Source organism: Paenibacillus sp. AK002, assembly GCF_053903045.1.
On record NZ_CP096377.1, the window covers coordinates 2,990,743 to 3,013,997 of the forward strand.

The 23,255-nt window shown below is 50.3% G+C and carries 19 protein-coding genes; 16 read left to right on the top strand and 3 right to left on the bottom strand.

Annotated features, from left to right (window positions below):
- Positions 1-31: 31 nt before the first annotated feature.
- Complete coding sequence (locus M1D70_RS13425; protein WP_009593544.1) at positions 32-571, bottom strand: NADPH-dependent FMN reductase; 540 nt, start codon at positions 569-571, stop codon at positions 32-34.
- Positions 572-881: 310 nt separating this feature from the next.
- Here M1D70_RS13425 and M1D70_RS13430 point away from each other — a divergent pair, with 310 nt between their 5' ends.
- The gene (locus M1D70_RS13430) at positions 882-2,054 is read left to right on the top strand and encodes a GNAT family N-acetyltransferase (RefSeq protein WP_456290098.1); all 1,173 of its coding nucleotides are present in this window, start codon (positions 882-884) and stop codon (positions 2,052-2,054) included.
- A 127-nt stretch (positions 2,055-2,181) separates the two neighbouring features.
- Here the strand turns inward: M1D70_RS13430 and M1D70_RS13435 are convergent, their stop codons facing one another.
- Positions 2,182-2,874: a DUF421 domain-containing protein gene (locus M1D70_RS13435; RefSeq protein WP_456290099.1), complete on the bottom strand. Its 693-nt coding sequence runs from the start codon at positions 2,872-2,874 to the stop codon at positions 2,182-2,184.
- Between the two features lie 301 nt (positions 2,875-3,175).
- Between M1D70_RS13435 and M1D70_RS13440 the strand changes: the two genes are divergently transcribed.
- From M1D70_RS13440 to M1D70_RS13470, 7 genes are all read left to right on the top strand, one after another.
- Positions 3,176-3,331, top strand: a complete 156-nt coding sequence (locus M1D70_RS13440) for a hypothetical protein (protein WP_009593483.1) — start codon at positions 3,176-3,178, stop codon at positions 3,329-3,331.
- Between the two features lie 451 nt (positions 3,332-3,782).
- Entirely contained in the window at positions 3,783-5,693 is a 1,911-nt protein-coding gene (gene thrS, locus M1D70_RS13445; RefSeq protein ID WP_456290100.1) for a threonine--tRNA ligase, read from the top strand.
- Between the two features lie 132 nt (positions 5,694-5,825).
- Complete coding sequence (locus M1D70_RS13450) at positions 5,826-6,335, top strand: ClbS/DfsB family four-helix bundle protein (RefSeq protein ID WP_456290101.1); 510 nt, start codon at positions 5,826-5,828, stop codon at positions 6,333-6,335.
- A 222-nt stretch (positions 6,336-6,557) separates the two neighbouring features.
- Complete coding sequence (locus tag M1D70_RS13455; protein ID WP_456290102.1) at positions 6,558-7,679, top strand: glycoside hydrolase family 88 protein; 1,122 nt, start codon at positions 6,558-6,560, stop codon at positions 7,677-7,679.
- On the top strand, positions 7,669-9,837 hold the full coding sequence (locus M1D70_RS13460; RefSeq protein ID WP_456290103.1) for an alginate lyase family protein: 2,169 nt from the start codon (positions 7,669-7,671) through the stop codon (positions 9,835-9,837). The genes M1D70_RS13455 and M1D70_RS13460 overlap by 11 nt, the downstream gene beginning before the upstream one ends.
- Positions 9,838-9,905: 68 nt before the next feature.
- Positions 9,906-11,630 (top strand): cache domain-containing sensor histidine kinase, encoded by a 1,725-nt coding sequence (locus M1D70_RS13465; protein ID WP_456290104.1) that lies wholly within the window; start codon positions 9,906-9,908, stop codon positions 11,628-11,630.
- Positions 11,627-13,216: a response regulator transcription factor gene (locus tag M1D70_RS13470; RefSeq protein WP_456290105.1), complete on the top strand. Its 1,590-nt coding sequence runs from the start codon at positions 11,627-11,629 to the stop codon at positions 13,214-13,216. The genes M1D70_RS13465 and M1D70_RS13470 overlap by 4 nt, the downstream gene beginning before the upstream one ends.
- 46 nt (positions 13,217-13,262) lie before the next feature.
- Here the strand turns inward: M1D70_RS13470 and M1D70_RS13475 are convergent, their stop codons facing one another.
- Positions 13,263-13,388: a hypothetical protein gene (locus M1D70_RS13475; RefSeq protein ID WP_456290106.1), complete on the bottom strand. Its 126-nt coding sequence runs from the start codon at positions 13,386-13,388 to the stop codon at positions 13,263-13,265.
- A 71-nt stretch (positions 13,389-13,459) separates the two neighbouring features.
- Here M1D70_RS13475 and M1D70_RS13480 point away from each other — a divergent pair, with 71 nt between their 5' ends.
- The 8 genes from M1D70_RS13480 to M1D70_RS13515 all read left to right on the top strand — a co-directional run bounded on the left by M1D70_RS13480 (position 13,460) and on the right by M1D70_RS13515 (position 23,249).
- The gene (locus M1D70_RS13480; protein WP_456290107.1) at positions 13,460-14,380 is read left to right on the top strand and encodes a carbohydrate ABC transporter permease; all 921 of its coding nucleotides are present in this window, start codon (positions 13,460-13,462) and stop codon (positions 14,378-14,380) included.
- Positions 14,381-14,398: 18 nt separating this feature from the next.
- Positions 14,399-15,235, top strand: coding sequence for a carbohydrate ABC transporter permease (locus M1D70_RS13485; protein ID WP_456290430.1), 837 nt, complete (start codon positions 14,399-14,401; stop codon positions 15,233-15,235).
- A 150-nt stretch (positions 15,236-15,385) separates the two neighbouring features.
- Entirely contained in the window at positions 15,386-16,768 is a 1,383-nt protein-coding gene (locus M1D70_RS13490; protein WP_456290108.1) for an ABC transporter substrate-binding protein, read from the top strand.
- 113 nt (positions 16,769-16,881) lie between these two features.
- Positions 16,882-18,135 carry an alpha-L-fucosidase gene (locus M1D70_RS13495; RefSeq protein WP_456290109.1) on the top strand — a complete coding sequence of 418 codons (1,254 nt, stop codon included), beginning with the start codon at positions 16,882-16,884 and terminating at the stop codon, positions 18,133-18,135.
- A gap of 34 nt (positions 18,136-18,169) precedes the next feature.
- Positions 18,170-20,029, top strand: coding sequence for a glycoside hydrolase family 35 protein (locus tag M1D70_RS13500; protein WP_456290110.1), 1,860 nt, complete (start codon positions 18,170-18,172; stop codon positions 20,027-20,029).
- A 255-nt stretch (positions 20,030-20,284) separates the two neighbouring features.
- The gene (locus tag M1D70_RS13505) at positions 20,285-21,760 is read left to right on the top strand and encodes a spore germination protein (protein WP_456290111.1); all 1,476 of its coding nucleotides are present in this window, start codon (positions 20,285-20,287) and stop codon (positions 21,758-21,760) included.
- Positions 21,761-21,801: 41 nt separating this feature from the next.
- Positions 21,802-23,031 (top strand): Ger(x)C family spore germination protein, encoded by a 1,230-nt coding sequence (locus tag M1D70_RS13510; RefSeq protein WP_050802837.1) that lies wholly within the window; start codon positions 21,802-21,804, stop codon positions 23,029-23,031.
- Positions 23,028-23,249, top strand: coding sequence for a hypothetical protein (locus M1D70_RS13515; RefSeq protein WP_015734916.1), 222 nt, complete (start codon positions 23,028-23,030; stop codon positions 23,247-23,249). Before M1D70_RS13510 ends, M1D70_RS13515 begins: the two co-directional genes overlap by 4 nt.
- The last annotated feature ends 6 nt before the right edge of the window (positions 23,250-23,255 follow it).

Consider the following 23,255-nt stretch of genomic DNA (forward strand, 5'->3'; position numbering starts at 1 on the left):
ATGAAGCGGCGGCAGTCCTATATATTAGAGATTAACGCAGTGTCTTCAAAGCACCGCTCCAAGCAAGCACTTGGTCAAGCATTCCATTCAGGTTGACAAGATGCAGATCAGCCGGTTTGAACACGGAGCCGTTCTCGAAATCAGTGAATAACGAGAGGGCAGGATGTACGCGAACGTCCGCTACGGACAGCTCGCCCAGGATTCCGCGCAAATGCTCGGCAGCGCGTGCGCCGCCAACAGAACCGTAACTCACGATGCCTGCAGCTTTATTGTTCCATGCCTCACGGGCATAATCGAGTGCGTTCTTCAATGAGCCGGAAATACTGTGGTTGTACTCCTGAACGATGAATACAAAGCCGTCCAAACTTGCAAGTTTGGTATTCCAAGCCGTTGCTTGTTCAGTCGCGTCGGCTTCGCCCAAAAGCGGAAGCTTGTAATCCGCGATATCTACGATTTCGTAGTTTGCATCTCCGCGCTCGTCAGCGATACGTTTAACCCATTCACCTACTTGCGGACTTAAACGACCTTGACGGGTACTGCCTAAAATAATACCGATATTCAATTTGGACACTGTTCTTACCTCCCGATTATTCTGAATATATTGTGATCATGGTGTGCTTGTTATTTTGCATGAGCTAATCATAATCTTAGTGGGTTATCTTTGTCAAGTAGCTTACTAAAAGTTTGTGTAAAATATTCTAAGTTTTTTTGTATTCATGCACGGGTGAATATTCACCTGAAATCGGACGGTGTTTTGTACCGCATAGACAGCTGCGATGTTATACTGGTCATGTGCCTCGGAACCCACTTTTTCGTACCGGGATAACACGCGTCAGTTCAGCAATTAACGTACATATGAAGATTGGAGAGGTGAAGCAAGAATGGAACTTAGACAATTAAGAACGGATGAATTTGACATCAGCACGAAATTATCCGAATATGCCTTTCAATATACGCTGACGCCGGAGCAGCGAGAGTCCAATCAGAAGCATTTTAAACCAGAGCGATTCTGGGGGATTTTTGACGGGGAAGAGCTGCAGGCGAAACTGACCATCATTCCGCTGCAGGTCTATTTGCAGGGGAACACTTTCGCTATGGGCGGCATTGCGGGCGTGGCAACATGGCCGGAGAACCGCAGACAGGGACATGTCTCGACGCTGCTTAAGCATGCATTGCAAGAGATGAAGGGCAAGGGACAGACCCTTTCCTTCCTGCATCCGTTCTCGATCCCGTTTTATCGCAAGTTTGGCTGGGAATTGTTCGCGGAATATTATAAGTACGTCATTCCGGTGTCCAAATTTCCGCGTAAAGTGGAGGTGCCGGGCCGCGTTGTAAGAGATGTAAACGACATTGCTGTACTGGATGGCATGTATCAGGCCTTTGTCAGCCGGTATAACGGTACCCTTGTGCGCGAAGAGGCATGGTGGACAAGATTCGTCCTACAGGGAGACAATCACAGCGTTGTTTATTATTCTGCCGAGGGCAAACCGACGGGCTATGCGTTATATGAGCTAAAAGACAAAGAACTGGTGTGCGATGAATTTGTTTTCCTGAATGAAGAAGCCCGAAGCGGACTCTGGACTTTTTTTGCGAACCATGATTCCAGGATCGAGCAGGTGACCATGACGATGGTGCCGACGGATGACCAGCTGCCCTATATGCTGCCGGATCCACGCGTTACCCGGGAAACGGTTCCTTACTTCATGGCCCGTATCGTGGATTTACAATCCTTCGTGGAGCAGTATGCATTTGAAGCGGGTCGGGAAGCTGTCCTGACCATCGAGGTGGAGGATTCCGCAGCGCCTTGGAATGCAGGCCTGTGGAGGCTGTCGGTGAATGGAGAGGGGAAAGCGGAGCTATCGGAGCTCCCATCCGATCGAGGGGAGCAGGCGGATTTGTCTACCGACATTCAGACACTGTCGGCCTTGTTTACCGGATATAAAAGACCGCAGGCACTGTATTCCATCCATCGCCTGACCGGGGATGCTAAGGCTGCAGCACAGCTGGAAACGATGATTCCTGCAGGCCAAACCCACCTCATGGATTTCTTTTGAGATAGGGATGAAACTTGGTGCTCCGGAAGAATATGGCCGAATTCGCTTTGTCGTTAGAATATACGAAACACGCAAAAAAGCCTGGGAATCAGGCTTTTTTGCATTGCGATCATCTAAGGGTATAAGTTCAATCCTGAACCTCTTTTTTGGAGAAAACATAGAACTTACCGTCATCCCCATATTCCGCGTATGCGATATCTTCCAAGGATTCAAAACCTTGCTCCCGCGCTTTCGATTGAATCTCGTTGTGTTCGATGTGCTTGCCCAGCATGGATTCCTCGAGCAGTCTTCCCTTATCGACAACCGTTACCGTAAAGGGATCCGGCTTGGCTTCGATGCCAAGATCCTGGGCCGTCGGCGGCTCGTATTCTGGTTTGCGCATGACGGATAGCGATCCGTCCGTTTCCAGAATGGCGTATTTGACTTCGGTTAATGAAAAAATATTTTGCCTTCTGAGCATGGACAGCAGCTGTTTATATTCCATGTCGTATTTATCGAGCAGCTTTTGGTTCAGCTTTCCGTTATCGATCAGAAGAACCGCCCGCCCTTCCGTTAAATAGCCGAACTTGACAAAGTGCGTGGTTGCCTTCTCGAAGAGGAAAGACATGGTTGTCCATAAAGCTAGAGCGAATAACAAATGGGACAATTTTACTTTATCATCATAGAGGCTTGCCCCAACGATTTCACTCAGGATTAAGGAAGATAAGAAGTCAAGCGGTGTAAGCTGACTGATGGTTTTGCGCCCAGTAACAAAAGTGATGATCCATAGCCCGAAAAAGCTGATGATCAGTTTGACTCCTAAATCGATAAACATATCCATGGACAACCCTCCTTGGGAAGCAGTGTAATATGGTAAGTTATTAAACGTTTTCGCTTCACGCAGAAACAAGGGAGATTTATCCGGCTAGGGTATTCATTGACGCAATGAACAATATTCAATAATCGATCTTTATGAATGAAAAGCTGCTGGTTAACAGCGGCTTTTTTGTTTTCAGTTATGGATTCATTCGTGAATTTGACAACTTCTCAATAGACGCTTGAAAGTGACGCGGCGTCATCTTGTAAGATATAATTCGTCAACGAAAATCACGGAGAATGTCATACATATCGACAAGAGGGAGATGGGAGAATTGAAAAAGGGAGATATCATTATTTACGCTTGCGTCATCATCGGAGCCGGGATCGGTTTAACGTTAGACCATGCTTTTCCAGGTGTTCTGGTCGGTTTGGGTATTGGATATTTGATCAAAATGACACTGAAGGACGAGGAATCGTAAACATGGAAAAGATGCTGACATAGGATACTTAAGGGAGAGAAATGTTATCCAAATTAACATCCAACTATCTTTGAAATTAGGTTTGACAATTAGAAAAAACTGACTTATAGTACTTTACTATCAGCAACGATCAAAGACATGATTCGTGAAACGACCTGTCCAGAGAGAGAGGCGATTGGTGAAAGCTTCTTCCGCGCTTGTTTCTTGAATTACCCCTTTGTAGCTGTGTTTTTGAACCCAGATCGGTCGTTCGACAATCGAAATGGAAACTAGAAAACACCGAATCATCCCCGTTACCGGATGTCTGAATGAGGATCCGACAAAGCGCGCGGCAGTACGAGCGTTTGCCATTTTCGGATCAAATTAGGGTGGAACCACGAGCTGAACGCACTCGTCCCTTAGGGATCGAGTGCTTTTTTGCGTTCAATCTAAATTTGATGGAGGGATCACAATGTCAATTGTAGTAACGCTGCAGGACGGAAGCAAGAAGGAGTATCCCGCACAAACGACGATGATCCAAATCGCGGAATCCATCCATTCAGGACTGAAGAAAAATGCGGTTTCGGCCAAAGTGGATGGCAAACTTGTGGATTTGAATCATGAGCTTCGTGAAGATGCGGAAGTAAGCATCATTACACTGGATTCCGAGGACGGATTGTACGTATACCGGCACAGTACGGCCCATCTGATGGCTCAGGCCGTGAAACGGCTATACGGCAGTGAATCTGTTCATCTTGGGGTGGGGCCGGTCATTGAGGATGGTTTTTATTACGATATGGATCTGGGGCATTCCATTACGGCCGATGACCTGATTGCCATCGAACGAGAAATGCTGAAGATCGTTCAGGAAGACCTGCCGATCCTTCGCAAGGAAGTGGGGCGTAAGGAGGCTGAACGCATATTCCAAGATGATCCGTATAAAATGGAGCTCATACGTGAACTACCGGAGGACGAGGTTATTTCGGTATATGAGCAGGGCGAGTTCATTGACTTATGCAGAGGGCTGCATCTTCCATCCACCGGCAGAATCAAAGCGTTCAAATTAATGAGTGTGGCGGGTGCTTATTGGCGGGGGAACTCCGACAATAAAATGCTGCAGCGAATCTACGGAACGGCGTTTCCCAAGAAGTCGCAGCTGGATGAGCATTTATTGCTGCTTGAGGAAGCCAAGAAACGGGATCATCGGAAGCTGGGAAAAGAGCTTGGCCTCTTTATGTTTTCGGAAGAAGCGCCCGGCATGCCATTCTTTTTGCCGAACGGGATGATCATTCGCAATGAGCTGGAGCAATTCGCAAGAGGGCTTCAATTCCATCGCGATTACGATGAAGTGCGGACGCCGCTGATGATGAACAAGCGCCTGTGGGAAATGTCCGGTCACTGGGATCACTACAAAGACAATATGTATTTTACGCAAGTAGACGAGACGGAGTATGCGCTGAAGCCGATGAACTGTCCAGGGCATATGTTAGTCTACAAAAACTCTCTGCATTCCTACAGAGAGCTGCCCATTCGCATATCCGAATTCGGTCAGGTTCACCGCCATGAGTTCTCAGGCGCTCTTAACGGCATGATGCGGGTGCGCACGTTCTGTCAAGATGATGCGCATATTTTTGTAAGGCCCGATCAGATCCAGGAAGAAATCAAACAGGTTATCGATTTTATCAGCCAAGTGTATCAAGTCTTTGGCTTTGAATATACAATCGAATTATCGACAAGACCGGAGGATTCCATGGGCTCCGAGGAACTATGGGAGCAAGCGGAGTCTTCGCTGCAGCAGGTACTGGATCAAATGGGACTGCCGTACCGGATTAATGAAGGGGATGGAGCGTTTTACGGACCCAAAATCGACTTTCATATCCTCGATTCCTTAAAGCGGAGCTGGCAGTGCGGCACCATCCAACTGGATTTCCAGTTCCCTGAAAAGTTCGATCTGTCCTATATTGGGGAAGATAATCAGAAGCATCGGCCGGTTGTCATTCACCGGGCGGTGTTTGGATCCATCGAACGTTTTATCGGGATCCTTACGGAACATTACGGCGGAGCCTTCCCGATGTGGCTTGCTCCCGTACAAGTGATGATTATTCCGGTGTCAGATCACTATATCGATTATTCCTTGAAGGTGAAGAAACGTCTGGAGAATGCCGGCATACGGGTGAACGTCGATGTCCGAAATGAAAAGCTGGGTTATAAAATCCGTGAAGCGGGACTGTTGAAAACGCCTTTCACGCTTGTCCTTGGCGAGAAGGAAATGGACTCCGATCACGTATCGGTTCGTAAACGGGGCGAGGGCGAGCTTGGAGAAATCGCGATAGATCAAGTCATTGAACGGCTTCGGAACGAGATAGAGTCAAAAGAATATTAATTCTTCGTTATGGCTGCGGCTTTCCGCATAGGGAGCGGGATGATCTTCGTCACCGTGTGCGGCCCCAGGGCATGGTATGATTTGAATGTGCCTGTTAAGCGGTACATGTTAATGATGAAGGAGAGAGTATCGTTGCAAACATACCCGAGCAAAGAGGCTTTCATCGCTGAAATTCGACGAACGTATATGCTGTTTGACCAAGAATTTGATGCTGTTCCGGAGGATAAAAAGAATCATCGCATTGGCGAAGTCGACAGAACGCCGCAAGAAATGATCGCCTATCAGCTTGGTTGGCTGTCTCTCGTCATGAGCTGGGAGCGGGATGAACGAGCCGGCACCGAAGTTACGACGCCAGCCCCTGACTATAAATGGAATCAATTGGGGGCGCTGTATCAGCGTTTCTACCAAGCGTATGACGGCTATTCTTTGGAAGAATTGCGTTTTATGCTGAAGCAGAGGACGGATGAATGGTGTGAATGGATCAACCGGTTGACCGAGGAAGAGCTGTTTCGTCCGGGCGTTCGAAAATGGACGGTAACCAGCGCCAACTGGCCGATGTGGAAATGGCTGCACATCAATTCCGTCGCCCCTTTCAAAAGCTTCAGAACCAAGATCAGAAAGTGGAAAAAGTTCGTCGCGTAACGCTTTACCGCTTCAAGGGCAAAATGGACGATCCGAGGTAAACCTCGGATCGTTTTTTTGGTTGGATTAAAGCAGAATGGGAAGGCTTGTTCCTTTTTTACCGCCTAATGTGTGCAAAAGTCAAAATAATGCACATCAAGGCAAAAATCGGCTCTACTAGAACCGGGCGACTCTCCTTATCATGAATCGTAATCAGGATCGATTTGAAGGGAGCAAGGTGTTATGTGGAGCAATGCGATTCAAGATGCCGTTGAGAAAATCCGGAAGAACATGGATGCCTTCGGGGCAAGATTTCCCCACGTCAGCAGGGACGGAGCTTATTTGCTGAATGACAATGACGACTGGACGAACGGCTTCTGGAGCGGCCTGCTCTGGCTGTGTTATGAATACACAGGCGACGAGGCCTTTAGATTGGGAGCAAAACGAACGGTGGAAGATTTTCGCCGCCGCTTTGCAGAAAAGAAGGTGCTTGATCATCACGATATCGGGTTCCTGTATTCCTTGTCCTCCAAAGCGGAATGGATCGTCGAGAAGGACGAGAGTGCCCGCCAGTTGACGCTTCAGGCTGCGGATCTGCTGCTGAAACGCTGGCGTCCAAGCGGAGGATATATTCAAGCCTGGGGTCCGGAAGGAGACGAACAGGAAGGCGGCCGCATCATTATCGATTGCTTGATGAATCTGCCGCTGCTGTTCTGGGCGGGACAACAAACCGGAAAGTCCCAATATCGGGAAATTGCAATCATGCAGGCGGAGAAGACAAGGCGCTATCTGGTACGGGGAGACGACAGCTCATACCATACCTTTTTCTTCGATCCCCATACGGGGGAGCCGATCGGCGGTGCCACGCATCAAGGCTATACGAACGGTTCGACCTGGACGCGGGGACAAGCATGGGGGGTATATGGCTTCGCGCTGGCTTATCGATACACCGGAGATCACGCATACCTGGATACTTCCAAACGAATGGCTAAATATTTCCTAAAGCATTTACCGGAGGATCATGTCGCCCTTTGGGACTTTGACGCTCCCGTAACCGCCGAGACTTACCGCGACAGCTCGGCTTCCGCCATCGTGGCAGCAGGCTTGCTGGAACTGGTAGGACATTTGGAGGAGGGGGATCCCGATAGAGCGGAATTTGAACAAGGATTGAAGGATTCCATGACCTCGCTGGTCCGCCACTATTCCACGATCGGCCAAGAAGCGGAAGGCCTGCTGCAGCATGGCTCTTATCATGTGCGCGGCGGATTGTCCCCGGATGATTTCATGATCTGGGGAGATTATTTTTACCTGGAAGCTTTAATTCGGCTGGAGACCGGCAGCCAGGGGTACTGGTATGAACGCTGATGCCATGGAAGCTTCGGCGAATGCTGTTTTAAAGATTTTGAACCTGAAGGACCCCGCTATGGGTTCGATGCAGGATGCAGACGATCAAGGTCATCGGCACGATTTACTGTGTAAACTGCATCAATACTTCACCTGCCGGAGAACACCCGGATGGTGGATGAGCGGCGAGGATAAGCAGTATACCACCGATTACGTGAAGCAATATTGCGCAGATGAACTGGAAACCGTGATGAAGACAGCGGAAGAAGTGGTACAGCAGACGTTCCTGTTCCGTTTTCCGTGGGATATGGAACGGAGCCAAATTCCCGTTATATTTGAAGGAAGCGTGAATTGGTGCCATATTCCCGATCAAGACGCGGAGTGGGCTTACATGCTGAATCGCCACCGCTATTGGGTGGCGCTGGGACAAGCGTATGCAATGACAGGCGACGAGAAGCATGCGGAAGCGTTTTGCCGCCAGCTCGAAGACTGGATCGATCGGAACCCTGTCCCTGAAGAGCCGACGACGGATACGCTGACATGGCGGCCAATCGAAGCCGGTCTGCGCAGCGCGAACTGGATCAAGGCGCTTCGATACATGATCGGCAGTCCATCCCTGACTCCGTTGCTGCTCGGTAAAGCCCTGATTTCGCTTCACGAGCACGGGGAGTATCTGGCTGCTTCCTTCACCAGCTGGAAGCATATCAGCAACTGGGGTGTTCTGGAAACGTGCGGATTATACCATATCGCACTGTACTTCCCCGAATTTAAGAGCTCGGAACGATGGCGGGAACTAGCGGAAGAGAGACTGAAGGAGACGGCCCGGCTTCAGATCATGGTAGACGGCATTCACTGGGAGCAATCGCCAACGTACCATCATGAGGTGCTGGCTTGTTATCTGGACTGCGTTCACCTCGCCAATCTCAACGGCTTGGAGCTTGACGGCCTATTCCGGCATACGGTACGCGAGATGGCCGAAGCCTCCCTGTACTGGGCAAAGCCGAACCACAGGCAGCCGATGCTGGGAGACAGCGACGACAGCGATATCCGTTCCATTCTGACTTACGCAGCGTGGTTATTTGAGGATCCCGTTCTGCGCTTTGGCGGATATGCTCGGCCGGATTTCGATCATGCCTGGCTGTTCGGCATGGCGGGCATCCGGGATTACGAAGCGATGGTGCCCGCGGAGCCGCCATCCCTGAGCCGAGCTTTTCCCCATTCCGGCCATTATACGATGCGAACGGGCTGGGGCGAAGATGCGCTGTACCTTTATTTTCACTGCGGTCCGCTCGGGGGAGGCCATGGTCACGCCGATATGCTGCACATGGATCTCCATGCATACGGCCGGGATCTGCTCACCGATCTCGGAAGGTATAACTATAGCGACCTTACACCGCTGAGAAAAGCTTTAAAGGAGAGTTCAGCTCATAATACAACGGTTGTCGACGGGATCGGGTTTACCGGGGTCAAGGATACCTGGTCTTTCGACCGGATTGCCGGGCCACTGGGCTGCAGATGGATCAGCAAGCCGGAGTTCGATTATGTCGAGGGGGCGCATGACGGCTATCTCTATGAGAGTGATCCGTTGTATCCGCGCAGAAGAATCATCTTTATCAAGCCTTATTTTTGGCTGCTGATCGACAGCTTGGCGTGCCTTGAGCAGCATACCTTTACTCAGCATTTTCATTTTCCGCACCCGCCAGGAGAAGTCCGGATGGAAGGGGAGTCTTTGATTTGCCGCACAACCACCCTTGGGGAGGCGAATCTATCCATTATCCCCTTAACTGCAGACGGCCTGCGCGGGGAAGTCGGCGAAGGCATGATTTCCCGCGAGTACAACCTGCTGGAACCGAATGCGAATGCGGCTTACTCCCGAATCGGGAAAGGATGCATCAGCATGATGCAAGTGCTGTATCCTCATCGTCCAGGCGATACGGCCTTGCCGCGAGTCCGTAAAGTGCCTGTTTATCGCCATACGGGCGAACGGGTTCATGACGGGCTAGCGGAAGCATGCGGGATTCAGCTGCCGGGTATGGAAGAAGAGTTTATTCTCGTTGTTAGTCACCGTGCGCCGTCCGGTCATTATGACTCTTATGTGGTGGAGGGCATGCAGATCTTCGGGGAGGTTGTGCTGATGACCCTTCACGGCAGCAAAAAGCAAGCAACTGTCATCATTTAATGAATGCCGCCAGAACAAAGGACTGATAGAATAAAGAGGACTAGAGCACAAGAGAGGCGCAGAGAAAAATGTTCAAATTCACCTTCTACAAACGCATTCAGCTGTCTTTCCTTTTGCTGATCTTTATTCCGCTGATCGCGGTTTCTATCATTTCATTTGTTCTGATCCGAAATACGATGGTAGAGAAGCTGCAGCTCAGCAACGAGAATGTCCTGAACGTCATGACCGACGAGCTGAGCAAGACGATTGACGATGTCACGTTTGCTTCCCATTTTATCGTGAACGATACGAATGTTCGCAATATCCTGAAGTCATTTGCAGACACCAAACGGCTGGCTACTTATCAGGATTATGTGCATTTCAGACAAATACAGGACGTGTTCTCCCTGATAAATTCGAAGCCGCTGAATAATAACGTCCGCATGTACCTGGTCAACCGTCAGCAGTTCGTCATCTCTTCCGGCACGGAGGATTTGACCGCAATCAACGGAAGCCTCGACAAGCTGATGGAGCGCGTCGATCTCAGTAAACCTGAAACCCTGCAATGGCTTGGGATGGCCGGCGGCGACTCGGCAGGAAACGGAAAAAGCTATTATATAGCCAGGGTCATCTATGACAGCCGCGAGAAGAGGCAAGTGTCCGTATTGCTCAGCGCCATTTCCGATACGTACTTCAACAAGCTGCTGGGTACGATCGACTTTGGCAAGGTGGCGCTCTTTGACGCTAACGGGGAATTCATCGCAGGCCATACCGGGCTGATTCCGCATCATACGGAAACCAAGGGCAGCGTCCGAACGGACAGAACCATATTGAAATCGAACTGGAAGCTGGCTTACGAGGCCTCGGAGAAAGAGTGGTCGGGGCAGATTTCCAGGACTTTTTATACCGGTCTTGCCGGTGTTCTTCTGCTGTTTCTGGTGTTCTTCGGGATGTCCATCCTGATGGCCAAGAGGCTCCACAGTCCGATTCACAAGCTGCAGCGGGTGGTCCGCCAGTTCGGGATGGGAAACCTGGATGTCAGACTGGAGGTCAAGGGCAAGGATGATATCGCCGAATTGGGGCAGACGCTGAATACGATGCTCGATCAATTGCAGCGGTTGATTCACGATATCGAACAGGAGCAGGAACAGAAGCGGGTGATGGAGCTCGAAGCCTTGTTTATGCAAATCCGCCCCCATTTTTTGATCAACACGCTGAATTCGATCAAATGCAGCCTGATCTTGACGAAGGATACGCTTCACAGCGGCATCATAGATTCCCTGATGAGTTTGCTCCGGGCTTATCTCAAGGTTAATGAGCCAGCCACTTTACGCGAGGAATGCAAGCTGCTGGGCCATTATGTCGACATTATGAAAATCCGCAACGAAATCCCGCTTCATTTAAAGGTTGACCTGGACCCGGAAACCGAGGGGCTTATTTTGCCGAAACTCATTTTGCAGCCTATCGTTGAGAATGCCATCGTCCACGGGCTTGTCGACCATCAGACTCCACGCATTGAGATCCGTTCCCGAAGCAGCCTGGACGGGATCAGGATTGAGATTACAAACAACGGTACAGGGGCCGATGAAGAACTGCTCGAATGCCTGAACCGCAGGCTGGGGCAACCAACCGAAGAGCAGGACGGAGCCTACGAGAGAGTCGGTCTGATGAACGTGGTCCAAAGACTCCGATTGACCTTCGGACCGGAAGCGAGTTTGACGCTCGCCAACCTTCCGCATGGCGGAATGTCAGTTACCCTGTACTTGCCCTTAAGTCATCATCATGGTTTTTTGCCGGAGGGAGAGGAAGAATGATGTATAGAGTAATGCTTATCGACGATGACGTTCCCATGCTCAAGGTATTGCAGCAGATGATTGACTGGGAGGCAAACAATCTGCAGATTGCCGGCAGTACGTATTCCAGCGCGAAAGCGCTGCATATGTTTGATGAAGTGAGGCCGGACATCGTCATTACGGATATCGGGCTGCCGCAAAAAAACGGCATGGAGCTGGCAGAACATTTTATTCGCATGAAGCCGGAGGTTCGGATTATCTTCCTGACCTGCCATGAAGATTTTCATTATGCCCAGCAAGCCGTAAAACTGCAAGCAGACGACTATTTGATCAAAGATCAGCTTACGGCCGAGCAGCTGGAACAGAGCCTTGGCAAATCCGTGCACTTATTAAAGACGCGGGCCGGTCTGATTCATCGCGAGGCGGCGAGTTACAACAGTCAGCTCTTTCGGCAGGATTTGCTGCAAAGGGTAATCAACGGCTCGCCTTCCGAGTCCACTTTGGCTTATGCGGGGCAGATCGGCATCTCCTGGACGTATCCATGGTTTATGCTGGGACTGGTCAGCATTCGGCTCTCCAGCTTTGACCAGCGTTTCAGAAAAACGGAGCTGCCGCTGATTTTATACGCAGTCTATAATATCGCGATGGAATTGTCGGAATCGTTTGAAGGCATTACGCCGTTCATGGAACAGGGGAACATTGTGATTCTGCATAACTTCAGGGTGAATCTCGCACAGAATGCCAGCTTGCATCTGCACAATTATTTGCAGCAGCTGCGATATCAATGCGTCCACTTTCTCAAAATTCAACCGAACGTCATCGCGGTTACGGACAAAATGGAATTAAGCTCGATCGGCTCCGTCTATCAGGAAATTCTGCACGGCAGGTGCGAATTTTACGAAAATACCGATTATACGATAACCGAGGTTTCTCAAATCCGGACAAGGTGGTTCCAATCCGCGCCTCAAGGGTTTCTTGACGGCTACGTATCCGAGCTGGAACGGAAACTCATCAAGCAGGATCTAGACGGTATACGATGCACGCTTCAAAAGATCGCCGGTACTGCAAAAGAACTGTCTATTGATCCGGGCGACTTTGCCAGGGATTTGTCCTCCATGCTTCGCGGCATCGAATTGATGATGTCCAGTCTCAAATTCGATGAAGATCTATTCGCCTATCTTGCTTTAGCCCGCACCTTGGAGGATATGATGGAACTGGTGGAGAGAAAGCTGACCCAGATGACGGGAACCCGGCAAACGGGGGCGGGAAACCACGCTCATGAGCCGAAGCTGCAGGTGATCCAGCAGTATATCGATCAGCATCTTGACGATAACATCACGTCGATCGACATGGCACGCTATCTGTTTTTGAATCCGAGCTATTTTTCGCGATATTTCAAACGGATGACGGGGCTGACCTTCACGGATTACGTGCATCAATACAAAATGAAGATGGCCACCAAAATGCTCAGAATGTCCGGGCAAAATCTGGAGTCGTTGGCCATGGGCTTAGGTTATTCGGACCGGACGTATTTTTCAAAAGTGTTTAAAAAATACGTGGGAACCACGCCGAGCGAATACAAAGCCAAATACACCGCGCGTAAATAAGCGGACCGATAGCACTTCATTCACTTATACAGCAGCATGCCGCCCGTCAAGGGCGGCTTTTTAAAGTTTTCAGCAAAGCACAAGCCATAAATGTATTTGGAATAAGCATCGAAGCATAGGCTCCACTTTGTGGGGCTTCTTTTAGGTCAAAATCTTGCACATGGCTGGTCATAATCCCTCCTTCTTGCCGATGGCGGATGTATTACTATAATGACAACTTACAAATTGTCGAGGTGATGCTGCATGGAGGCTGTACAACAACCAGTGCCCAAGAGCCGGCGGAAGTTTTGGACTCCCAAGCGGAAAGAGGCTTTGATCGGGTGGCTGTTTCTGGCCCCGGAAATCGTCGGGATGCTGCTATTAAACGTGTTTGCTCTTGGATTTTCTTTGTATTTGAGTTTATCCGATTGGGATATGCTGTCGGGTGTGCAGGGGATCGAGTTTACCGGATTTGATAACTACATCAAGATGTTCCATGATCCGACCATTATTCAAGCGATAAAGAACAATTTGATCTATATGGTTCTTACGGTGCCGGTCCCGATTGCCATCGCTCTTGTGCTTTCGGTTTTGATTCATAACAGCGTGTTCTTCAAGAGTTACTTTAAAGTCGCGTTTTTCATTCCTTATATCTCTTCGATTATCGCGGTTGCTGCCGTGTGGAGCGCATTATTCCACCCATCTCTGGGTCCAATCAACCAGTTTCTGATGGATCTCGGGATCAGCAATCCGCCGAAATGGCTGGTCGATCCGAAAACGTCGCTCCTGGCGATTTCGATTATCAGTTCCTGGGCGGGCTTGGGCTACACGATCATTATCTATATGGCCGGGCTTACGAACATTTCGAATGAAATTTACGAAGCGGCGGATATTGACGGTGCCAGTGCAATTAAAAAGTTTTTTGCCATCACGGTTCCGATGCTCCGTCCGACAACCTTCTTCCTGTTGATTACGATGTTGATTGGCTCGTTTAAAGTGTTTGACATCATTGCCTTTTTAACGGAAGGCGGCCCGAACAATTCTTCTACCGTGCTTGTATTCCGCATCTATGAGGAAGGCTTTCAATATTACAACATGGGATACGCTTCGGCCATTTCCTGGCTGCTGTTCGCGATTATCGGTCTGATTACCGCGCTCACCTGGAAAATGAGAAATGAAGAATAAGGAGGGAGAGGAATGTACATGCAGCTGCTTCGAAAAAACGCGTCCAAAGTGGTAGTCACCTTTATCATGGGGGCATTGTCCATTGTGTTTCTCGTTCCGCTCATCTGGATGATTTCCGCGGCTTTTAAATATGAGAAGGATGTTATGCGATTCCCGATTCAATGGATACCGGAAAAGGTGAATCTGGCGTACAATTTCAAGATGGTCTGGATGGGAAGAGTTCCCTTCTATGATTTCTATTTTAATTCTTTTAAAATAGCGATTATTACGACCCTAATCACCCTGATTATCTCATCCATGGCAGGTTATGCGTTAACGAAGATTCGATTCAAGGGACGGAATATTGTTTTTATGGCCTTGCTCTCGTTCATGATCATTCCGGATCAGGCAACGCTCATTCCGCGGTTTCTGCTCATTCGCTGGTTTGGACTCTACAATACGCATGAGGCCATCATCTTCATGAGCATGTTTTCGATTTACTTTACGTTCCTGCTGCGTCAATTTATGAACGGGATCAGCGATGAATACTTGGAGGCGGCCAGAATTGACGGAGCGGGTCATCTGCGGACATTTGCTTCCATTATGGTTCCGCTGTGCAAGCCTGTGCTGGCTACGGTGGCGATTATTAAATTCATATGGACGTGGAACGATTACCAGAATCCACTCATCTTCTTGCTGGACAAGGACTTATACACGATTCCGCTGGGGATGACGCTGTTCCGTGATGACTACACCAACAACTATGCCATTATGATGATGGCGTCAGTCTCGGCAATCATTCCGCTGGTCATTGTGTTCATCGCATTGCAAAAGCAGGTTATAAACGGCATTGCTTTGGGCGGGGTAAAAGGTTGATACGAAGTCTAAAGTCAAAATTCAGAAGTTCGGAAAGTCAAAAATGTAATCCTAGAACCTCAAAATTGTGCACTTGATCGGCCATGCTGGTGCCTATAATGAACATGAAAACAGCACCACAACTAATTTATCTGTGCAGGGGGAAGTAAGATGAAGAAAAAAAGCAAACACAGATTATCCGTCATTCTTAGCACGATCCTGGCGAGCACCCTGGTATTAAGCGGCTGCGGGAAATCCGGGTCAGAAAGCGGTGCCAGCACGAACGGTGGGAGCGGTCAGACGGACAAGCAGGTTACCGTTAAGTATTACAACTGGGATAACGAAGCTCAACAAGCGGGTACGGACGCCATGCTCCAGGAATTTATGGATCAGAATCCGAATATCAAGGTCGAGCATGTGGTTCTGGTTCCCGGCGATTCCGTGGAAATGTTGAAAAAGCTGGATTTCCTGATCTCATCCGGTGAAGCGATCGATGTTATTCAATTCCCAAGCTTGGGCGGAGTTCTCGAACGGGCCTCACGCGGAGCCCTTGCTCCCCTGAACGAGTTCTATGAGCAGGAGAGTCTCGTTCCGGAAGACGAATACTTTGTCAATGCCAAGCTAGAGGACAAGTATTATGGCATGCAGTACACCAAGAGCACAAACTATGTGATGCTCAACAAGGATGCCCTGGATGAAGCGGGACTTGAGGTTCCGAAATTCGGCTGGACTTGGGATGATTACCGCGACTATTCCAAAAAGCTGACCAAGGGCGAAGGCGTTGACAAGCGTTACGGTTCTTACTTCCATACATGGGAGCTTTATATGAACGCTCCGGCGCAAACCATGATGAAGGACCCGTTCGTATATGAGGACGGAACGACCATTCTGGCAGATCCGACCTACAAATACTTCTTCCAGCTCCGCAAAGATATGGAGGAGTCGGATAAGTCGGCCAAACCTTACAGTGACGTGCTTGCCGCGAAGCTGAACTACCGTACTGAATTTTTTAATGAAGAAGCTGCTATGATTCTTACAGGCAACTTTACGGTAGCGGATCCAGGCAATACCGAGCAATATCCGCATGATTTCAAAACAGCTTTCGCTCCTGTACCTGTGCCTCCTGCAGGATCGGAACCGAAAGAGTATGAAGGAAAATATTTCACCAGCGGCAATATGCTGGCGCTGGGTGCCAATTCCACGAACAAGGAAGCATCCTTCAAGCTTATGAGATTCATGACAACGGCCGATTCCGACAACAGACTCGAGTTCTCTGGCTACAAGAAAGCGAATAACGAAGAACTGTTGACAAAGCTGGTTGCCGGTAAAGAGGATAAGTACGATATGGAGTCGTTGAAATATACGCTGTTCAGCGATGAAATCCAGTATCTGGATGCAGCTAAGATCATGATGACGGATACTTCGGAATTGACCAAGATCATTAATGACGGCTTTGCGAAGTTCATGCTCAGCAACGAGCCGATTGATGAGGTTCAACAATGGATGGTCGATGAAGCCACCAAAATCATTAACGAAAAAGGCGTTGTCAAGTAACGGGGCAATGCACGAGGTATAAGAATCCTGGTAGGAAGCGGGTTTCGGGGGGCCATTTAACGGGCTTCCCCAAAGCCCTTTTTTTACGACTGGTGAGAGTTGGAGGGGAAGTTATGTCCATATCAAGAAATATTAAGGACCAGCTTGTTGTTCCTTCGCCGGAGCAGCTAGCCTGGCAGGACCTGGAGCTCGGGATGTTCTGTCATTTCGGTATCAATACGTTCTGCGACCAGGAATGGGGGGAAGGCAAGGATGCTCCGTCTTTGTTTAATCCCGACCGCCTGGATGCCAAACAGTGGGTCCGATCCGCGAAGGAAGCCGGATTCCGTTATTTCATATTGACGGCCAAGCACCATGACGGCTTTTGCCTATGGCCAACGGCAACGACAGACTACTCCGTAGCCTCGAGTCCGTGGAGGGAAGGCCGGGGCGATGTCGTTAAAGAATGCGCGGATGCATGCCGGGAAGAGGGCATCGGCTTCGGTATTTATGTATCCCCTTGGGACAGGCACGAGCCGAGTTATGCCGACCCGCAACAGTATGATGACTTTTACTGCAGGCAATTGGAGGAACTCTTATCGGGCTATGGCCCGCTAGTGGAAATTTGGTTTGACGGCGCGGGGTCGGAAGGCCGCGAATATGACTGGCCTCGAATCATGGAACTGGTCAAACGATATCAGCCCCGTGCCATGATCTTTAACATGGGGGCTCCTACGATACGTTGGGTCGGAAATGAGGATGGCGTGGCGCCGTATCCTTGCTGGAACACGGCGGATTCTTCGCGGGGCAGCATGTTCAGTGAGGAATCGTTGAAATGGCTGCCCGAGACGCCGGGCTGGGTGCCCGCGGAATGCGATGTTCCGATTCGAAAAGACCGCTGGTTCTGGCATCCGGACGAAGAACACAAGCTGTTGTCCGTGGATCAGCTAATGGACATCTACTATCGATCGGTCGGACATGGGGCGACCTTGCTGCTCAACGTCGCGCCTGACCATCATGGCCTGCTTCCGGAAGCCGATGTACGACGTCTTCTGGAATTCGGCAGAGAGATCCAGTCTCGATTTGGTCATTCCCTTGCCGAAGGCTCGGGATCGGGGGAGATCGCCCAGTTGACCCTTCCCCGGTCATGCGTGATCGATCATGCCGTGATCATGGAGGATATTGCTTACGGGGAACGGGTGAGCCAATATGTGCTGGAAGCCTTCGTTGATGGAGAGTGGCTTGAGCTTACACGCGGCAGCGCGATCGGACACAAGAAAATCGATGCCTTCGCTCCGGTAGCTGCCGACAAGGTGCGTTTACGGGTGCTGAAATCGGCGGCAAGCCCGAGAATCAAAAACATGGCGGTTTATCATTGCGGGCAATAATCCTTAATTTTTACATGAGGTGGAGGGAAGCTGAATGGGAATGCTGACATGGGGAAACGGACAATACTTGTTGGGCGGACAGCCGTACCGGATCATATCGGGAGCGATTCACTATTTTCGTGTCGTCCCTGAATATTGGGAGGACCGGCTATTAAAATTAAAGGCCTGCGGCTTTAATACCGTTGAAACTTATATCGCATGGAATGTGCACGAACCCCAGGAGGGGGAATTTAGCTTTAGCGGTATGGCAGACGTCGCATCGTTTATCGAATTGGCCGGGAAACTGGGCCTGCACGTCATCGTCAGACCCAGCCCGTTCATCTGTGCGGAATGGGAATTTGGAGGGTTGCCGGGCTGGCTGCTTGGTTATGGAGAAATACGTCTTCGCTGCAGCGACCCGCTCTATTTGAGCAAGGTGGATCATTACTACTATGAGCTGATCCCAAGACTGGTTCCGCTGCTGTCTTCTAACGGAGGGCCGATTCTGGCCGTTCAGGTCGAGAATGAATACGGCAGTTACGGCAACGATCACGCTTATCTGGATTATTTGCGTGCAGGACTGGTACGGCGAGGCATCGATGTGCTACTCTTTACCTCCGACGGGCCAACCGACGAAATGCTGCTCGGCGGGACGCTGAACAATGTGCACGCAACTGTGAATTTTGGTTCCCGGGTTGAAGAATCCTTCCGGAAATACCGGGAATATCGTACGGAAGAGCCGCTGATGGTGATGGAGTTTTGGAACGGCTGGTTTGATCACTGGATGGAGGACCATCACGTGCGGGATGCCGCGGATGTCGCCGGCGTACTGGATGAAATGCTGGAGAAGGGCTCCTCGATGAATATGTACATGTTCCACGGGGGAACCAATTTCGGCTTTTACAGTGGAGCGAATCACATCCAGGCCTATGAGCCTACGACGACAAGCTACGATTATGATGCCCCTTTAACGGAATGGGGGGATAAAACGGAGAAATACGAGGCGGTCCGGAGGGTGCTCAGCAAGCATGGGTTTGCGCCGGGTTGTACCTTCCCTGAGCCCGTTCCAAAAGCAGCCTACGGAAAGGTTGCCATGTCTGAAATGGCCGGCCTGTTTACGGAAACCAATCTCCAGCAATTATCAGAGCCGATAAAAAGCGTATGCATTCAGCCGATGGAAAAATACGGACAGTCCTATGGTTTTATCATGTACAGCACATTTATCCAGGGACCGCGGCACGGTCAGCAGCTGCATATTCAGGAGGTTCGTGATCGCGCCCAGGTATTCCTGGACGGTCGTCCGCTTGGGGTCGTCGAACGCTGGAATTCAAAGCCGCTCGATATTACCGTACCCGCAGACGGTGCAAGGCTGGATATTCTCGTGGAGAATATGGGCCGGATCAATTATGGGCCGCTGATTCGCGATCCCAAGGGAATCACGGAAGGCGTGAGAATCGATAACCAGTTCCTGTACGACTGGACGATCCGGACCCTGCCGCTCGAGCCCGAGAAACTGTCATGGCTCTCTTATACGCCGGTTACGCAGGAAGAGCAGGCGTTGCAAGAAGAACCGTCCAAGCCGGAGAGGGACAACGCGGGTCTGCCAGGGTTTTACCGTGGATGCTTCGAGGTGGAGGAGATCGGGGATACGTTTCTTCGCTTTGATGGCTGGACGAAGGGCGTCGCCTGGATCAATGGCTTCAATCTCGGCCGGTACTGGAATGCGGGACCGCAGAAGGCGCTATATATTCCCGGCCCTTTACTGCGCAAAGGGGAAAACGAGCTGGTTCTTTTTGAACTGCACGGCCGTCCCGAATGCTGCGAAGCAGAACTGTCAGATCAACCGGACCTTGGACAGACCGCGGCAGTGGACGAAGCTGTGCTCAATTTCGTTCAGGACGTAGAAGACAAGTAACTCTTAGCGATAGGATATTTTTCAATTCATCGTGTTAAAAAAAGCTCGACCAGAGAGAATCTCTGGCCGGGCTTTCTTTGTTAGAGGTGCCCTGGAACAGGAATCCAATGTCAGAAATGTATTCCGCTTTTATGTCAAAATGCTTAAAAAGCATAATATATCCAACTACGGGAACAGTAGAGGAAAAGATAACTGAAGGTAACTTAAATTCCTTGTAGGGCAAAGCTGGCCGTGTAGGCACGAGGAGTCGTTTCCATGATGATGAAGAACTTAACGCCGGGCGAAGCCCCGCAAGAAAATTTGCCGGCATCCCTGACGCAATTTATTGACGATATGAAGAGCCGCTTCGGACAAAGCGGAGATATTATTTACCGCGAGCTTCAACTAGGCGCCATACCCTCGGTAATGGTCTATATTGAGGGGATGGGAGATCCCCGTTATCTAATCGAAGCGATTCATGCCGATATGCCGCTGTTCATGAATCTCCCCGACCAGCGTCCGGAAGAACGGATGAAAATGCTGCAGGAACTGACGATCACGATGGGAAAAGTAGGAGAAGCCCGGACCTTTCAAGAGGTTGAAAAGAAATTGCTCTCCGGCAATACGATCATCTTCATGGATGGAACCGCCACCTCCCTGTATGTGGGGACGGAAACGCTGAAACAGCGGGGAGTGGAGGAAGCCAGCTCGCAATCCGTGGTAAGAGGTCCAAGGGAAGGCTTTACCGAGTCGCTTCGAGAGAATACGGCTTTGGTCCGGCGAAGAATTCAAAGCCCTAAACTGCGCTTGGAAGAGAGAACCGTCGGCGAGCACACAAATACGCAGCTGGCCGTGATGTACATGGAAGGATTATGCGATGTCGATGTACTGAACGAGCTACGCAGAAGACTGGATGGAATCAAGCTGGACAGCGTCCTGGAGAGCAATTACATCGAGGAGATGATTCAGGATCATCGCTATAGTCCTTTTCCTACGGTATATAATTCAGAACGGCCCGACGTCATTGCATCTGCTGTATTGGAAGGGCGCATTGCTATTTTCTTAGAAGGAACGCCCTTTGTTCTGGTGGTTCCCGCCCTGTTCGTCCAGCTGTTTCAATCGAGCGAGGACTATTACCAGCGGTGGGATTTTGCCAGCTTGGTTCGACTGCTTCGATACTTGTGCTTCGGAATAGCGCTCCTTACTCCCTCCCTCTATATTGCGATTACCACGTTCCATCAGGAAATGCTGCCAACCAACCTGTTGACCAGCTTAATCGGACAGCGGGAAGGGGTTCCCTTCCCTGCATTCATCGAAGCGCTGATCATGGAGATTACGTTCGAGATTCTGCGCGAGGCGGGCATTCGGCTGCCTAAATCGATCGGCCAATCCGTCTCCATCGTAGGCACGCTGGTCATCGGTCAAGCCGCCGTGGAAGCGGGTCTCGTATCGGCCGCGATGGTGATCGTTGTGTCCATGACGGCGATTGCGAATTTTGCCCTGCCGGCTTTCAATATCGGAATCTCGGTTCGGATCTTGCGATTCGGGCTCATGGGAATCGCTGCGTCATTCGGATTGTACGGGATGATAATCGGCATGATCATCATCGGCCTCCACCTATGCAGCCTCCAGTCCATGGGGGTTCCGTATATGACCTCATTCGCCCCCATAAGATGGCGGAGTCAAAAGGATGCCTTGTTGCGATTGTCCCGCCACAGCATGAAAAAATACTTGACCAAATCCAAGACATAAGCCAACAAATAACGAGGACTTGAATTCGAAGTCTCTATTTCATGCAGAGAGGACTGGTTATCGTGTTGGAAAGAAAAATACTTTCAGTCCTGCTCATATTATGCTTGACCTTCACCCCTGGATGCTGGAGCAGAAAAGAACTGAATGAGCTGGCCGTCGTCATGGCGCTTGGCATCGACACCCATGAGAATGGGTATGCCATTACTGCTCAGGTGCTTAATTCCGCCGAGGCCGGCTCCAAAAAAGGCGGATCGATGGGCAGTCTTCCTGCCGTGACCTATAAGTCCGTCGGCAAAACCATACCCGACGCCCTGCAGCGCATGTTGAGCATGGCCCCCCGGATGCCGTATCTGTCCCACGTTCGCGTGTTGGTATTCGGTGAGGATCTGGCCAGGTCAGGGCTCAGCGATGTCCTCGATTATATCTCCCGGAATCATCAGCTTCGAACGGATTTCTTTATGCTCGTCGCCAAGAATGGAAAAGCTGCGGAGATTCTAGAGGTCGTTACGCCATTCGAATATGTTCCGGCGAATTCGCTCTATACCTCCATTCTGATCTCGGAAAAAAAATGGGCGGCGACGGGGAAAGTCACTTTGCAGCAGTTCGTGACGGAGCTAAAGCGCAGCGGGTCAGACCCGGTGTTATCCGGAGTCCAATTAAGCGGCAGTTTAGCCGAAGGCCAGACCATGGAGAACGTGAAGCAAATCAATCCTTCCACGCTTCTTCAGCATACGGGGCTCGGCGTATTCAAGGGGGACCGGTTGGTCGGATGGCTGGGGGAACCTCCCAGCAAGGCCGTCAATTATGTCCTGAATAGAGTCGACACCACGACGGGATTCATTGTATGTCCGGACGATGGTATTGTCGGATTCGCCGTGAACCGGGCGGACACAACGCTGGACGTTAAGCTCAATGCGGATGGAACCCCCGCTTTTTCAGCCGAATTGGAGATCGAGGCCGACGTGAATGCCGTTCAATGCGCGATTGATATCAGTCAACCTGCCGTCATCGACGAATTGGAGAAGGACATCGAGGATAAATATAACGCTAACATTCGGAAGCACATCGGGCTGGTCCAGCAGCGTTATGGAGCCGACGTTTTTGGATTCGGCGAGGTTCTGCACCGTAAATATCCGGACGTTTGGAAAAAATACCGGGATCATTGGGGGGAAAGCTTTAAAACGATGAGTATCCGGGTGGACACCGATGTAGCGATCCGCCGGATCGGATCCATCATACAACCCTTAAACCAAAAGGTGGATGAGCCGTGAATTGGCATTGGTTATTCATATTCTTTCTAGCCGTCGTTCTCGTTACGGAAACCCGTCATCTTCTGAAGCTGCGCTCCATCAGGGATATCATCGTATTCTATGCGGTATGGGGAGTAACCTTGCTGGCTTTGATCGGAGATATGATGGAGGTGCCTTATTTAAGGCCGCTGGACTGGATCGGCGCCTTGGTCCAGCCCCTGAGCGGATTGATCTCATAATGAGGA